General features: G+C 70.2%; 18 protein-coding genes. 7 read left to right on the top strand and 11 right to left on the bottom strand.

The features are described from left to right. Positions 1-145: 145 nt before the first annotated feature. The 3 genes from CSW64_RS18770 to CSW64_RS18780 are packed head-to-tail and all read right to left on the bottom strand — an operon-like array spanning position 146 to position 1,428. Complete coding sequence (locus CSW64_RS18770) at positions 146-385, bottom strand: helix-turn-helix domain-containing protein (protein ID WP_099623529.1); 240 nt, start codon at positions 383-385, stop codon at positions 146-148. Continuing rightward, on the bottom strand, positions 386-901 hold the full coding sequence (locus tag CSW64_RS18775; RefSeq protein ID WP_099623530.1) for a hypothetical protein: 516 nt from the start codon (positions 899-901) through the stop codon (positions 386-388). After that, complete coding sequence (locus CSW64_RS18780; protein WP_099623531.1) at positions 901-1,428, bottom strand: DUF2975 domain-containing protein; 528 nt, start codon at positions 1,426-1,428, stop codon at positions 901-903. The genes CSW64_RS18775 and CSW64_RS18780 overlap by 1 nt, the downstream gene beginning before the upstream one ends. A gap of 120 nt (positions 1,429-1,548) precedes the next feature. On the opposite strand from CSW64_RS18780, the gene CSW64_RS18785 reads away from it, so the two are divergent. After that, complete coding sequence (locus tag CSW64_RS18785) at positions 1,549-2,145, top strand: GNAT family N-acetyltransferase (RefSeq protein ID WP_099623532.1); 597 nt, start codon at positions 1,549-1,551, stop codon at positions 2,143-2,145. Further along, positions 2,142-2,720: a GNAT family N-acetyltransferase gene (locus CSW64_RS18790; RefSeq protein WP_099623533.1), complete on the top strand. Its 579-nt coding sequence runs from the start codon at positions 2,142-2,144 to the stop codon at positions 2,718-2,720. Before CSW64_RS18785 ends, CSW64_RS18790 begins: the two co-directional genes overlap by 4 nt. Positions 2,721-2,895: 175 nt before the next feature. Here CSW64_RS18790 and CSW64_RS18795 read toward each other — a convergent pair whose 3' ends face one another. Beyond that, positions 2,896-3,435: a cupin domain-containing protein gene (locus CSW64_RS18795; protein ID WP_099623534.1), complete on the bottom strand. Its 540-nt coding sequence runs from the start codon at positions 3,433-3,435 to the stop codon at positions 2,896-2,898. Between the two features lie 122 nt (positions 3,436-3,557). Between CSW64_RS18795 and budC the strand changes: the two genes are divergently transcribed. Then, positions 3,558-4,337 carry a meso-2,3-butanediol dehydrogenase gene (budC, locus tag CSW64_RS18800; protein ID WP_099623535.1) on the top strand — a complete coding sequence of 260 codons (780 nt, stop codon included), beginning with the start codon at positions 3,558-3,560 and terminating at the stop codon, positions 4,335-4,337. A 3-nt stretch (positions 4,338-4,340) separates the two neighbouring features. Here budC and CSW64_RS18805 read toward each other — a convergent pair whose 3' ends face one another. The 3 genes from CSW64_RS18805 to tadA all read right to left on the bottom strand — a co-directional run bounded on the left by CSW64_RS18805 (position 4,341) and on the right by tadA (position 6,088). Further along, positions 4,341-4,799, bottom strand: a complete 459-nt coding sequence (locus tag CSW64_RS18805; protein ID WP_099623536.1) for a DUF6265 family protein — start codon at positions 4,797-4,799, stop codon at positions 4,341-4,343. Positions 4,800-4,871: 72 nt separating this feature from the next. After that, a complete protein-coding gene (locus tag CSW64_RS18810; protein ID WP_099623537.1) occupies positions 4,872-5,651 on the bottom strand; it encodes a helix-turn-helix domain-containing protein in 780 nt (259 codons plus the stop codon). After that, the gene (tadA, locus tag CSW64_RS18815) at positions 5,648-6,088 is read right to left on the bottom strand and encodes a tRNA adenosine(34) deaminase TadA (RefSeq protein WP_099623538.1); all 441 of its coding nucleotides are present in this window, start codon (positions 6,086-6,088) and stop codon (positions 5,648-5,650) included. The genes CSW64_RS18810 and tadA overlap by 4 nt, the downstream gene beginning before the upstream one ends. A gap of 123 nt (positions 6,089-6,211) precedes the next feature. On the opposite strand from tadA, the gene CSW64_RS18820 reads away from it, so the two are divergent. Beyond that, complete coding sequence (locus CSW64_RS18820; RefSeq protein ID WP_099623539.1) at positions 6,212-7,393, top strand: pseudouridine synthase; 1,182 nt, start codon at positions 6,212-6,214, stop codon at positions 7,391-7,393. Here CSW64_RS18820 and CSW64_RS18825 read toward each other — a convergent pair. Together CSW64_RS18825 and CSW64_RS18830 are read right to left on the bottom strand one after the other, a co-directional pair. After that, complete coding sequence (locus CSW64_RS18825) at positions 7,390-8,058, bottom strand: CDP-alcohol phosphatidyltransferase family protein (RefSeq protein ID WP_099623540.1); 669 nt, start codon at positions 8,056-8,058, stop codon at positions 7,390-7,392. The two genes, CSW64_RS18820 and CSW64_RS18825, sit on opposite strands and share 4 nt — an antisense overlap. Then, positions 8,055-8,426: a hypothetical protein gene (locus tag CSW64_RS18830; RefSeq protein ID WP_099623541.1), complete on the bottom strand. Its 372-nt coding sequence runs from the start codon at positions 8,424-8,426 to the stop codon at positions 8,055-8,057. The genes CSW64_RS18825 and CSW64_RS18830 overlap by 4 nt, the downstream gene beginning before the upstream one ends. 87 nt (positions 8,427-8,513) lie before the next feature. Between CSW64_RS18830 and CSW64_RS18835 the strand changes: the two genes are divergently transcribed. Both CSW64_RS18835 and CSW64_RS18840 read left to right on the top strand, forming a co-directional pair. Next, positions 8,514-9,476, top strand: coding sequence for a phosphatidate cytidylyltransferase (locus CSW64_RS18835; protein WP_216361209.1), 963 nt, complete (start codon positions 8,514-8,516; stop codon positions 9,474-9,476). 1 nt (position 9,477) lies between these two features. Further along, entirely contained in the window at positions 9,478-10,119 is a 642-nt protein-coding gene (locus CSW64_RS18840) for a lysophospholipid acyltransferase family protein (RefSeq protein WP_099623542.1), read from the top strand. Here the strand turns inward: CSW64_RS18840 and CSW64_RS18845 are convergent. Continuing rightward, complete coding sequence (locus CSW64_RS18845; RefSeq protein ID WP_172448626.1) at positions 10,079-11,095, bottom strand: CPBP family intramembrane glutamic endopeptidase; 1,017 nt, start codon at positions 11,093-11,095, stop codon at positions 10,079-10,081. The two genes, CSW64_RS18840 and CSW64_RS18845, sit on opposite strands and share 41 nt — an antisense overlap. A gap of 91 nt (positions 11,096-11,186) precedes the next feature. Between CSW64_RS18845 and rsmD the strand changes: the two genes are divergently transcribed. Then, positions 11,187-11,753: a 16S rRNA (guanine(966)-N(2))-methyltransferase RsmD gene (gene rsmD, locus CSW64_RS18850; RefSeq protein ID WP_099623544.1), complete on the top strand. Its 567-nt coding sequence runs from the start codon at positions 11,187-11,189 to the stop codon at positions 11,751-11,753. Between the two features lie 3 nt (positions 11,754-11,756). On the opposite strand, the gene CSW64_RS18855 is transcribed toward rsmD, so the two are convergent. Continuing rightward, complete coding sequence (locus CSW64_RS18855; RefSeq protein WP_099623545.1) at positions 11,757-12,035, bottom strand: YjhX family toxin; 279 nt, start codon at positions 12,033-12,035, stop codon at positions 11,757-11,759. Positions 12,036-12,304: the final 269 nt, after the last annotated feature.

Below are 12,304 nucleotides of genomic sequence, written 5' to 3' on the forward strand. Positions count from 1 at the left end.
CGCCACTCAGAGCGTGAACACGAAAACATCCATCTCAGGTTGCATTTGGCGTCGCCGCGAGAGAGGCTTCAACCTGCTGCTTTCGGAGTACCGATAGACTCTCCCGCGCGGCGCCGGTCGAGCAGCGCGGCGCGGGCCTTTCGGCTCAAGCTTCATCGACCGGCGCGGCCAGGTCCGACGCATCGTACTCGTATTCCAGCAGGTCCCCTGGCGCGCACTCCAGCACCGCGCATAGCTTGGCCAGGGTCTCGAAGCGCACGCCCCGCACCTTGCCGGTGCGCAACAGGCTGAGCTGGGTCTCGGACAGGCCGATACGCTGAGCCAGGTCGCGCGCCTTCATCTTGCGACGGGCCAGCATGATGTCGAGCGTGACGACGACGGGCACTCAGATGATCTCGTCCAGTTCCGACCGGATGGCCCCAGCCTTGGCGTGCGTGAAGCCGAGCATCTGAATCAGTCCGCCGATCACGGCCAGCAGCATATCGGACGGCGCGCTCTCGAACCGATAGGGGATTCCGTCGATCCAGGCGAGCAAGGGCGGGATGATCACGATCGCCGACGCCGCGCCCAGCCCGACCGCGCCGCCGACCATGGCCAGGGCGCGACTGTTGCGGACGGTGAAGATCTCCCCCTGCCCCACGCGGGCGAAGATGCCGCCGGCGATCCAGACCGCGCCGATGTAGAAGAAGGTCGGAATCGCCGCGACCAGATTGCGCAGCAGGGCCGCGGCCTCGTCGCCGCCCCCCGATCCGTCCACGGCCGCGAACAGGAACGGGAACACGCCGCCAATCCGCAGGAAGTTCAGGACGGCGGCGATCACGACCAGCGTGGCGGTGAACTGCAGGAGCTTGGCCTGGTGTTTCAGGGAGCGTTCCTGAGCAGGCGTGAAGCCGGCGGGCATCAGACGATCTCCTCAAGCTCGGTCTTCAGGGCGACGGCGCTGGACAGCATGCGGCCGAGCACCAGGATGGCGCCGCCGATCACCGCGATGACCCAGGTCTCCGGCTCCAGCCTGAAGCCGCCCCAGCCGCCAAAACCCGCCGTGACGGTGCGGATCAGCGGCGCAACGATCGCTGTCGCCGCGGCGCCCCAAAGGAGCGACGCCCCGACCTCGGCCAGCCCCCTGGCGTTGGCGGCGGAGAACAGCTCGCCCTTGGCCACCCGCTCGAAGATATGGGCCACGGCCATCAGGCCGCCCAGGTAGCAGAGCGCCGGCAGAACGGCGGCGATCCTGTCGAACACCAGCGGGCTGGCCGCTTTCGCCGCCGCCGAGTCGCGCGCCAGGGCGGCGTCGTAGATCGGCCCCAGGGTCGTCATCGGATCGAAGACGAACCACAGTTGGATGGAGACCGCGATGACGGCCGCCCAGGCGACGCCCTCGAAAAGTCGGGACTGGTCGACAAGCTTGGAATCGGTGGCGAGAGCCATGAGAGGTTCCTTTATGCAAGGAGAGCATAATTTTATGTTTTATATAAAGTCAATCGCATCCGGCATGGAATTCAATGAAGCCGGTTCCCAAGCGCGCCCGTCTTTGGCAGGCTGCCGCCCATGATCCTCAAGCCAAAGCTTCTCAAGGGCCGCCACGTGCGGCTGGAACCCGTCACCCCCGAGCACCGCGACGAGTTGCGCGCGGCCGTCGACTGCGATCCCGAGTCCTGGGAGATCATGTCGGTCAACGGCTGCGGCGAGGGCTTCGGCGACTGGTGGGGCGCCCTGCAGGGCGAGACCGAACGCGGCGAGCGCATCGGCTACGTCATCCGCCGGATCAGCGACAAGCGCGTGGTCGGGACCACCAGCCTCCGCAACATCCGCAAGCTGGACCGGGGGGTCGAGATCGGCTCGACCTTCCTGCATCCGGACGTCCGCTCGGGCCCGGTGAACCCGGAGTCCAAGCGGCTCCTGCTCGCCCAGGCCTTCGACGCCGGCGCCATCCGCGTCGAGTTCCTGATCGACGAGCGCAACGCCCGCAGCCAGGCGGCCGTCATGAAGCTCGGCGCCGACCGCGAGGGCTCGCTGCGCAACCACAGGGTCACCTGGACGGGCCACGTCCGCGACACGGTGGTCCTGTCGATCTGCGACTTCGACTGGCCGGCCGTCCGCGACCGCCTCGACTTCCGCCTGCGCGAGTACGCCGAGGTCGCATGAACCTGGCCGCGGCGGCTCTGCAGGACGCGCATGTGCGCCTCGAGCCCCTGGCCGAGCCGCATCGCGAGGGCCTGCGCGCCGCCGCCGAGGCGGACCAGGAGATCTGGTCCGTCTACCCCTACTCCATGGCCGGCGAGCACTTCGCGCCCTACTGGGAGCGAACGCAGAAGGCCATGGCCAAGGGCCTGGTCCTGGCCCACGCCGTCCTGCGCGGCGACGCGGTGGTCGGCGTCAGCTGCTACTTCCCGGACCCGCCCAACAACGCCACGGAGATCGGCGGCACCTACTTCCGGCCCGACGTGCGCGGCGGCGCGGTGAACCCGGCCTGCAAGCGGCTGATGATGATCCACGCCTTCGACAGCGGCGCCACGCGGGTGACCTTCCGGGTCGACGCCCTGAACGCCCGCTCGCGGGCGGCGGTGCTGAAGCTCGGAGCCGTGCAGGAGGGCATCCTGCGCGCGGATCGCGTGACCTGGACCGGCCGCGTGCGAGACACGGTGATCTTCTCCGTGCTCAAGAACGAATGGCCGGCCGTCCGCGAGCGCCTCGACGCCCGCCTGGACGCGTTCGCCTAGGCCGGATCGGCCCTCAGCCCGGCGGCGATGCCGGTCTGAGCGTATGAGTTTTCATCCGAAGGTCCTCGCGAAGGCGGGGACCCAAGCTGATTTTCAAACCTGACCCGATCGATGAAGCCGCACAGTCAGCTCGGGTCCCCGCCTACGCGGGGATGAGCGGTATAGAGTACAGACCCTAGACCTCGCCCGTCATCCGTCGCACGGCCATGGGCGGCGTCTCGTCGTCCCAATGCGCCGCATGCGTACGGGTCTGCTCGAGCTGCCGCTCCCAGGCCTTGGCCGGCGAGGCGTAGCGGATGTCGTACTTCGGCGCCGTGCGGAACTCGATGAACTCCACGCCCTGCGGACCGGTCTCGAAGGTGTAGAGCGCCCCGGCCGGCACGAACATGCAGTCGCCGGCGCCCAGCGCGTCCTCGCCCATCCGCATCTCGCCGGAGATCACATAGTAGAGGCAGTCGGCGCTGTGGCTGTGGCGCGGCAGCGGAAAGCCCGGCTTGAACCAGCTGTAGGTCAGGCTCATCGGCGGCTCGGCGCTGGAGAACAGCACCTTCACCACGAAGCCCTTCTGGTAGTCGGCCGCGACCAGCTTCGCGAGCCCCTCCATCTGGGTCATGTCGACGGGGGCCAGGCTCATGGCCTCCATCAGCTCGCCCCCCTGCGAGGCGCGGCGGATCTCGATCTTGCGGCTCGGCGCGGCGGTGGTCGCGGCATCCATCGGACATCTCCCTGAACGGCCCGCTCTCGAAGGCGAGCTCGGCACGGATCATTGGAGTGAACTCTAGGAAGTCAAGAAAATTGGAGTAGGCTCAAATTTCTAGATCAGGAGGAGCGGCGCGAATGCGGTTCGAGAACAAGGTGGTCGTCGTCACCGGCGGCGCGTCGGGCATCGGGCTGGCGGCGGCCCGACGCTTCCACGCCGAGGGCGCGAGCGTGGTCGTCGCCGACCTGAACGACGAGGCCGGCGCGGCCGCCGCCTCGGCGCTGGGCGACCGGGCCCGCTACCAGCACACGGACGTCTCCGACTGGCCGCAGGTCCAGGCGCTGATGACGGCCGCCGCGGACGCCTTCGGCGGGGTCGACGTCCTGTTCAACAACGCCGGGATCGGCAGCTTCGGCGCGACGCCGGATCTGCCGGTCGAGGACTGGCGGCGGGTGATCGAGATCGACCTGAACGCGGTCTTCTACGGCTGCAAGGCGGCGATACCGCTGATGCGGGCGCGGGGCGGCGGAGCGATCGTCAACACCGCCTCGATCTCGGGCCTGGCCGGCGACTACAGCTTCGCCGCCTACAACGCCGCCAAGGCCGGGGTGATCAACTACACGCGCTCCCTGGCCATCGACCACGCCCGCGAGGGCATCCGCGCCAACGCCGTCTGCCCAGGCCCCGTGGACACGCCGATCATCGCCGGGATCAAGGCGATGCAGGGCGTCCGCGAGCGCTGGGATGACGCCGTGCCGCTCGGCCGCTTCGCCCAACCGGAGGAGATCGCCAATGTCGTGGCCTTCCTCGCCTCGGACGAGGCCTCCTACATGACCGGCGCCGTCATTCCCGTCGACGGCGGGGTGACGGCGCACACCGGCCAGCCGAACCTGCCCCGCCTGCTTGGCGGCGGCTGAGCGCTACGGCCGCCGATAGCGCCAGTCCATGGCCTCGGCCTTGCCGTTCATCGTCCCCTCGATACGGCCGCAGAGGTCCTCGCCGCAGCGGCGATAGATCACCCGCTGCGGAAAGTCGTGGGCGAGGTTCTCGAACACCGCCTCGTCCTTGCCGCCGGGCTTGAGCACGAAGGGCGTCGGCGGCTGGCCGCCGACGCGCGCGGTGAAGGTCGGGCCTGCCGTCTCGGTGGTGATGCTCATGAACTCGAACCGCGCGGGCTTGCCCTTGCGGCTGGTCTGTCCGACGCCGCCCATCGCCCCGTCGAGCGGCGGCAGCCAGGTTTCCCGGGTCGTGGTTTCGCCCCGGGTCACGGTCCAGGTTCCGGCCATCCAGGCCAGGTCGGCGACCGACGCCGTCTCGGCCGCCCTGGCGACGGGCGCTGCGGCGGCAAGCAACAGGCAGGCGAACGCGATACGCTTCATTGACAAGCTCCCCTCTAGCGACGCTTCACCCTGCCCCTCGCCCCGGAGCGCCGCTTGTAAGTTTGCGACAGTTCAGGCCGGCAGGTCGGCCAGACTGGAAGACAATCCCCGCTCCACGGCCACGAACTGCGACGGCGTGCAGCCGACGAACCGCCGGAAGTCCCGCGCCATCTGCGGATGGTCGAAATAGCCCGCCGCCTGAGCCGCCTCCGTCCAGGTCTCCGCGTCGGCCTCGCGCAGGGCCTCGAACACGCGCCGAAAACGCAGGATGGAGGCCAGCATCCGCGGGGAGACGCCGACCCGGGTCGCGAAGCGGCGCTGCAGCGCGCGGGGCGACAGCCCGGTCTGCCGGCACAGCGCCTCGACGCTCGCGCCCGCCTCCAGATCGGCCACGCAACGCTCGACCGACGGGTCCGACGCGACAGCCAGCCGAGCGATCTCGGCGACGACATGGTCCTGGACCTGCGTCAGACGCGCCGCCTCGTCGACCGCGCTGAAGCCGCCGACGTCCAGCGGGGCGCGACGATCGGTGAAGGCGTCGAGCGGCCGGCGGAGATAGGCGTAGGCCCCCGCCTCGGTGAACCGCACCCCGACCACGCCCGCCGCCCCGTCGGCCCGGATATGCAGCGGCCGGGTCAGCTGTCCGGCGAAAAGCACCCGCGGCTGGCGGACATAGTCTCCCGCCGCCGTCCGTTCGAGGTAGGGCCGACCGTAGTGGACGATCAGCTCGCAGCGGCCGTCTGGCGCGATCCGCTGATCCTCGTCGGCGTCCTCGCCCTCGAACACCCAGACGCAGGCGACGTGGGCCGCCAGGTCCGGCCGGGGCGCGAACTCGGCGTAGCGGGCGGTCATTTCTTGCGCCGCGCCCGGAAGAATCCGCGCAGCAGCTCGGCGCTCTCGTCGGCCAGCACCCCGCCGGTCACCTGCGGCCGCCAGTGGCAGGTCGGCTGCTCGAAGAAGCGCGGACCGTGGACCACGGCGCCGCCCTTCGGATCCTCCGCCCCGAACACCACCCGGCCGATGCGAGCATGGCTGATGGCGCCGGCGCACATCGCACAGGGCTCCAGCGTCACCACCAGGGTCAGGTCGGTCAGCCGGTAGTTGCCCAGCTTCTCGGCCGCGATCCGCATCGCCGCGATCTCGGCATGGGCGGTGGGGTCGTGGGCGCCGATCGGGTGGTTGCCCGCCCGCGCCAGCACCTCGCCCGACGCCGGATCGAGCACGACCGCCCCCACCGGCGTCTCGCCGGCCTCGGCCGCCGTCCGCGCCTCGTCGAGCGCGATCCGCATGGCGTCCCAATCACTCGGCAAAGGGTCTGAGAGGGTCGTCACGTGGCGGCGTCCGGCGTTTTGTGCTTTACGGGCTCGATTATCGCCGGGAGGCGACACCGTCCTTGTAAAGGAGCAGGCCGCATGGCTGCACGTCCCAATTCGTCCGACGAGTCCGCCGACCACCAGCGCGTCGCCAAGGTCCTGGCCCGGGCCGGCGTTGCGTCCCGTCGTGAAGTCGAGCGGCTGATCGAGGCCGGCCGCGTCGCGATCAACGGCCAGACCCTGACCACGCCCGCCGTGAAGGTCGAGCCCGGCGACATCCTGACCGTGGACGGCGAGGTCGTCGCCGGCGCCGAGCCGACGCGACTGTTCCGCTATCACAAGCCGGTCGGTCTGGTGACCAGCCACAACGACCCCGGCGGCCGGCCGACGGTGTTCCAGAACCTGCCGGAGGGTCTGCCGCGGGTGATCTCGATCGGCCGCCTCGACCTGAACTCCGAGGGCCTGCTGCTGCTGACCAACGACGGGGAGCTGTCGCGGGCGCTGGAGATGCCCTCGGCCGCCTGGGTGCGCCGCTACCGCGTCCGCGCCTTCGGCTACGCCACCCAGGAGCGGCTGGACAAGCTGAAGGACGGCGTCGTCGTCGAGGGCGTCCGGTACGGCGCGATCGAGGCCAAACTGGACAAGGCCGTCGGCGATCGTGAGGGCGCGCGCAACGTCTGGATCACGGTCAGCCTGACCGAGGGCAAGAACCGCGAAGTCCGTCGCGTGCTCGAGTCGATCGGACTGAAGGTCAATCGCCTGCTCCGCCTCAGCTATGGCCCGTTCGCGCTCGGCGACCTGGGCGCGGGCGACGTCGAGGAGGTCGGCCCCCGGGTTATCCGCGAGCTGCTCGCCGACGTGATCCCGCCGGAGAACATGCCCAAGGGCTCGGCGGTCCAGTTCAAAGGCGCCCCCGGCGCCGGACGCCGGCGCCCCTCGGGCGAGGCCGGCGGAACGCCGCGCGAGGCGGACGCCGCCCCCCGTCGCGCCCTGCGCCCCGGCCAGGAGAGCGGCGAGATCAAGGGCCCGCGCCAGCCGAAGAAGGCCGGCTGGGCCAAGGCCAAACCCAAGCTCAATCCGCACGCCAAGAAAGGCGCTCCGGCCAAGAAGGCCTGGTCCGAGGGCCCGAAGGGGTCACGGCCGTCCGCCCGCGCGGACGGCCCTCGCCCGGCGTCGACCGGCAAGCCCGCTGGCCCGCGCGGACCGCGTCCGGCCGGAAAGCCCGCCGGCAAGCCGAGCCGCCCCGGCGGGCCGGGCGCCGGCCCGAAGCGTCGAGGCTAGCCCCGCTCGCGCAATTGAGCGGCCAGCCGGGCCGTCCTGCGGATCACCGTGATCAGGCTGCCCGCCGCGATGAGGGCCAGCGCGATGATCAGCGTCTGCCCTCTCCAGTCCCACAGCGGCTCGGCGGCGCTGACCAGGCAGGCGACGGTGAGCACGAACATGCGATGCGGCTTGGCCATCGGCCCGCGGAAGTCGGCCGGAAAGCCCAGCCCGCGCCCCAGCTCCCGGACATAGGCGGTCAGGATGGCCAGGACGGTCGCGATCCACCCCAGCCAGTCGCCGGCATGCTGGCCCATGGCCACCGCGCCGTAGCCGGCCGCGACCAGGAAGAAGGCGTCGGCGACCCGGTCCGGCAGCTCGTTCCAGATCGGGCCCGCCGGCCCGCCCAGGCCGTGCTCCACCGCGACCATCCCATCCAGCATGTTGGCCAGCAGGCGCAGCTGGATGCACAGCGCCCCGAGCAGCAGCCAAGCCACCCGGACGCCGCCCTCGCCGAAACCCGACATCCCCAGCGCGCCCGCGCCCAGCACCGCGAACGCGATCGAGGCGAACGAGATGGTGTCCGGACTGACCCTCGCCCGTCCCAGGGCGGCGGCCAGAGCGCCCGCCCAGCCGGCGGAGCGGGTCTTCAGCGGACGGCGGTTCTCGGGACTTTCGGCGGTCATGCGGCCTTCCGACGGTCGGCGACGAGGCGGGCGTTGTAGATCACGGCGTAGAGGGTCGAGACCGTCCAGGGGAAGGCGATGGTGGCGATCAGCTCGGGCGTGCCGATCAGCCGGTGGACCACGGTCAGCACCGCCAGGATCGAGCCGGCGGTGATCATCGGCGGGACGACGTAGGCGGCGGCGCCGGACAGCCTGCCGTCGAGCGTCTCCAGCACCTTCTTGAGGATGCCGGTCAGCGCGCCGGAGATCGTCCCCTGGACCAGCGCCGGCAGCCACGACTCGGCCAGGCCGTGGGCCCGGTTGGCGAACAGGGTCCAGCCGCCCATCAGCAGGAAGCCGAAAGCGATGTGGACGGCGCTGGACTTCATCAACCTCTGCATGACGCGGAGCCTTGACCGGATCGCCGCGCGCGGCAAGCTCTCCCACATCGCAGGGGCAGCCCGGTCGGGGACGGATTGGACATCATCGCGCGTTTTCTCGCCGAGCAGCCGCCGGCGCTGATCTGGGGTCTGACGGGCGTCGTCGGCCTGCTGGTGCTCGGCAGCGTCGTCGCCGGCGTCCTGACCGTCAGCCGGCCGAGCAAGGACTACAAGGAGCTGCGTCAGCGCATCGCCAGCTGGTGGGTGATGATCGCCATCCTGGCGGCGGCTCTGCTCGCGGGCTGGCCGGCGACGGTGACCCTTTTCGCGGCGGTGTCCTTCGTCGCCCTGCGCGAGTTCCTGTCGCTGGCCCCGACGAGACGCGAGGACCGGCTGATCATCCTGGCCGCCTATCTGGCCATCCCGGTGAACTACGCCTTCATCGCCCTGGACGTCTACGGGATCTACCTGGTCCTGATCCCCGTCTACGCCTTCCTGATCACCCCCTGGCTGATGGCGGTCGTCGGCCAGACTCAAGGCTATCTGAGCCGGGTCGCCCTGTTCCACTGGGGGCTGATGACCTGCGTCTACAACATCGGCTACGTCGCCTACCTGACGCGGACCCCGGCGATCGAGACCCCGGCCGGCGCGGCCGGCCTCGTCTTCTTCCTGCTGGTGGCCACCGAGTTCAACGACGTGGCGCAGTACGTCTGGGGCAAGCTGCTCGGCCGCCACAAGATCATCCCGCGGGTCAGTCCCAACAAGACCTGGGAGGGCTTCATCGGCGGATGGCTCAGCACCGCCGCCCTGATCTGGTTCGCCGGCCCGCTGTTCACCCCGCTCAGCGGCGTCGGCCTGGCGATCACCGCCCTGGTGCTGCCCGTGGCGGGCTTCGCCGGCGACGTCACCATGAGCGCGATCAAGCGCGACATCGGGGTCAAGGACACCTCGAAGTTCATCCCCGGCCACGGCGGCATCCTGGACCGCATCGACAGCTTGACCTTCACGGCCCCGATCTATTTCCACCTGCTGGCCTGGTTCGCGGTGGAGAAGTTCTGAGATGGCCTGGCTGCGCTGGCTGCTGATCCTGCTCATCGCCCGACCGGTCGCCAAATTCATGACCGGGGCCGACGTGACGGGCGAGGAGCACCTTCCGGTCCGGGGTCCCGCGATCATCGTGGCCAACCACAACAGCCACATGGACACCCTGCTGATGCTGTCGATCTTCCCGGCGCGGATCGTCGGCAAGGTGCGGCCGGCGGCGGCGTCCGACTACTTCCTGAAGGACCCGGTGGTCGGCTGGTTCTCGCGCAACCTGGTCGGCATCGTGCCGGTGGCGCGCGACCGTGTGGCCTCGGGCGAGGATATCCTGGCCCCGGCCAAACAGGCCCTGGCCGACGGCGACATCATCATCGTCTTCCCGGAAGGCACCCGCGGCGACGCCAGCGACGAGATCGCCCGGCTGAAGAGCGGCGTCGCCCGCCTGGCCGAGGCCTTTCCGGACGCGCCGGTGACGCCGGTCTGGATCCAGGGCGCGGGCCGCGTGCTGCCGAAGGGCGAGGCGATCCCGGTGCCGATGAACTGCGCCGTCCTGATCGGCGAGCCGATCCGCTGGGGCGGCCGCCGCACCGAGTTCATGGACGGGCTGCGCGAGGCCCTGCTCAGGCTGAAGGCCGAGGCGCCGCCGCTGCGCTGGCAGTGAGGCCCGCGCCGCTCCACTGGCGCAGGGGAGCCCACCGCAGGGTCAGCTCCGCCAGGCCCATCAGAGCGACCGCGGCGGCCAGCTCGATCGCGATCTCCACGGCCGACGCCGGCGTGGTGTCGCTGAGGTTGGCGGTGATGGTCTGCGCGAACAGGGCGATCATCAGGTTGTTGGCGGCATGGGCGCCGATGGCGAACTCCAGCCCGCCAAGCCGAAGGGCCGCCCAGCTGAAGGCCACGCCGCTGGCCAGGCGCGCGACGAAGCGGCCCGGATCGGGATCGAGATGGAGCCCCGAGAAGATCGCGCCGTTGACCAGCAGCAGCACGATCAGGTTCCGCGAGAACGCCCCGGTCAGCTGCATCATCCAGCCGCGGCAAAGAATCTCCTCGAACGCCGCCGCCAGAGGGATCGCCAGCAGGACGACCCCCGCGTAAAGCAGCCGCGCGTCCAGGGGCTCGCCCGGCGTGAAAAGCGGCGGACGCAGGCTGTCGTCGCCACTGAGCACGCTGACCCCGAGAACGACGGCCAGCACGCCAGCGTAGAGCGTCAGCCCCAGCAGCATGAGCCGCCAGCGGAACCGGGGCGCGGCCGTGATCCAGCTGCGCATCGGTCGGCGGTTCACCGCCGCCAGCGTCAGCAGCAGCGTGAGGGCCAGCCCGGCGAACAGAACGCCCAGGGTCACGATGCGGACGCCCTCGGCGGCCAGCGAACCGCTCGTGTCCGTCCCGCCTGTCGACAGCGCGATGTCCAGGGCGCGGCCGAACGTGGCGGGTTCGCCCATCGCGGCCAGCAACCCCATCCCGAGCCCGGCGGCGATCGGCATCCCGAGCAGTCCGACGAGAAAGAAGCCGACGGCGCCCAACAGGACCGTCAGCACGATGCGCCACCAGGCCCGCTCCTTCCGCTGGACCAGCGCCAGGAAGGCCGGGATCTCGGCCAGGTTCAGGTAGCGGTCCGTCGCAGGCCAGGTCAGCATTTGAACGGGGGCTCCGCGGTGGGTAAGGGATCGTTCCGCACCATCTAGCGCGCAGCCGGCGACGATTCGCCAGCGGCGACGAGGACTTCTCATGCGCATCGTTTCGGGCGCCCTGCGCGGGCGCGGCATCGTCACCCCGCCCGGACAGGGCACGCGCCCCACCTCCGACCGGGCGCGACAGGCGGTGTTCAACATCCTGGAGCACGCCGCCTGGGCGCCGGAGCTGCAGGGCGCGCGGGTGATCGACCTGTTCGCGGGCTCGGGCGCGCTCGGCTTCGAGGCGATCTCGCGCGGGGCCGCCTTCTGCCTGTTCGTGGAGACCGACGACGCGGCGCGCGGGGCGATCCGCGAGAACATCGACGCCTTCGGCCTGTTCGGCGCCACCCGCATCCATCGCCGTGACGCCACCGACCTGGGCCCCCGCCCGGCCAGCGCCGGCGCGCCGTTCGACCTCGCCCTGCTCGATCCGCCCTACGCCCGCGGCCTGGGCGAGAAGGCCCTGCAGGGCCTGGCCGAGGGCGGCTGGCTGACGCCGGGCGCGATCGCGATGTTCGAGCGCGGCAGCGACGAGCCCGATGTCGAGCCGGTCGGCTTCGAGGTCCTGGACGCACGCGACTACGGCGCCGCGCGCGTCCATTTCCTGCGCTACCGGGGCTGACGACTAGAGCCGCTTGGCCCCGACCCGGTTGTCGAGCTGCGACCGCAGGTTCAGCAGCCCGTCCCGCGTGATGCGATAGGGGCCGCCGTCCTTGCTGGCCACGAAGCGGCGCCGGCGCAGCGCCTTGAAGACCGCAAGGTCGCAGTCGGTCAGTCGCCAACCCTCGCGGGTCCAGCAGTCGGCGCCTACGAGGGCGCCGTCGTCTTCGTCGCGCACGAGTTCAATGCGTCCGCCCTGGGCGAGCGCGTGCAGCGTACGCTGCTGCGATTTGGAAATGTTCACTGGAAAAAGTCCGATATCGAGGCGTGAAACATCGCGCCTCCGCGAGGGCGGAAGCGTGGGGTTCAGCGGGCGCTCGAAACGTTCGGACTAGAACAGTCCGATCGTCAGGCCCGAGCCTCGTTCACAAGGGGAAGCATGATGCCTCTTGGTTTGGACAGGGTCGTCTGTAGCCGCCGTCGACGGATTTCGCAACCCGGCGCCATATCCGCCTGGATACTCTTCTATATTCTCGCCCTGAATAGCCAATTCGGCGATGTCATAAAAACGTC

Source organism: Caulobacter mirabilis (genome assembly GCF_002749615.1).
In the GTDB taxonomy this organism is placed as follows: Bacteria; Pseudomonadota; Alphaproteobacteria; order Caulobacterales; family Caulobacteraceae; genus Caulobacter; species Caulobacter mirabilis.

Coding starts and splice junctions, on each gene's coding strand:
- CSW64_RS18775 (WP_099623530.1), bottom strand. CDS start 901: ATGCCCGCCGGCTTCACGCCTGCTCAGGAACGCTCCCTGAAACACCAG.
- CSW64_RS18780 (WP_099623531.1), bottom strand. CDS start 1,428: ATGGCTCTCGCCACCGATTCCAAGCTTGTCGACCAGTCCCGACTTTTC.
- CSW64_RS18785 (WP_099623532.1), top strand. CDS start 1,549: ATGATCCTCAAGCCAAAGCTTCTCAAGGGCCGCCACGTGCGGCTGGAA.
- CSW64_RS18790 (WP_099623533.1), top strand. CDS start 2,142: ATGAACCTGGCCGCGGCGGCTCTGCAGGACGCGCATGTGCGCCTCGAG.
- CSW64_RS18795 (WP_099623534.1), bottom strand. CDS start 3,435: ATGGATGCCGCGACCACCGCCGCGCCGAGCCGCAAGATCGAGATCCGC.
- budC (WP_099623535.1), top strand. CDS start 3,558: ATGCGGTTCGAGAACAAGGTGGTCGTCGTCACCGGCGGCGCGTCGGGC.
- CSW64_RS18805 (WP_099623536.1), bottom strand. CDS start 4,799: ATGAAGCGTATCGCGTTCGCCTGCCTGTTGCTTGCCGCCGCAGCGCCC.
- CSW64_RS18810 (WP_099623537.1), bottom strand. CDS start 5,651: ATGACCGCCCGCTACGCCGAGTTCGCGCCCCGGCCGGACCTGGCGGCC.
- tadA (WP_099623538.1), bottom strand. CDS start 6,088: ATGCGGATCGCGCTCGACGAGGCGCGGACGGCGGCCGAGGCCGGCGAG.
- CSW64_RS18820 (WP_099623539.1), top strand. CDS start 6,212: ATGGCTGCACGTCCCAATTCGTCCGACGAGTCCGCCGACCACCAGCGC.
- CSW64_RS18825 (WP_099623540.1), bottom strand. CDS start 8,058: ATGACCGCCGAAAGTCCCGAGAACCGCCGTCCGCTGAAGACCCGCTCC.
- CSW64_RS18830 (WP_099623541.1), bottom strand. CDS start 8,426: ATGAAGTCCAGCGCCGTCCACATCGCTTTCGGCTTCCTGCTGATGGGC.
- CSW64_RS18840 (WP_099623542.1), top strand. CDS start 9,478: ATGGCCTGGCTGCGCTGGCTGCTGATCCTGCTCATCGCCCGACCGGTC.
- CSW64_RS18845 (WP_172448626.1), bottom strand. CDS start 11,095: ATGCTGACCTGGCCTGCGACGGACCGCTACCTGAACCTGGCCGAGATC.
- rsmD (WP_099623544.1), top strand. CDS start 11,187: ATGCGCATCGTTTCGGGCGCCCTGCGCGGGCGCGGCATCGTCACCCCG.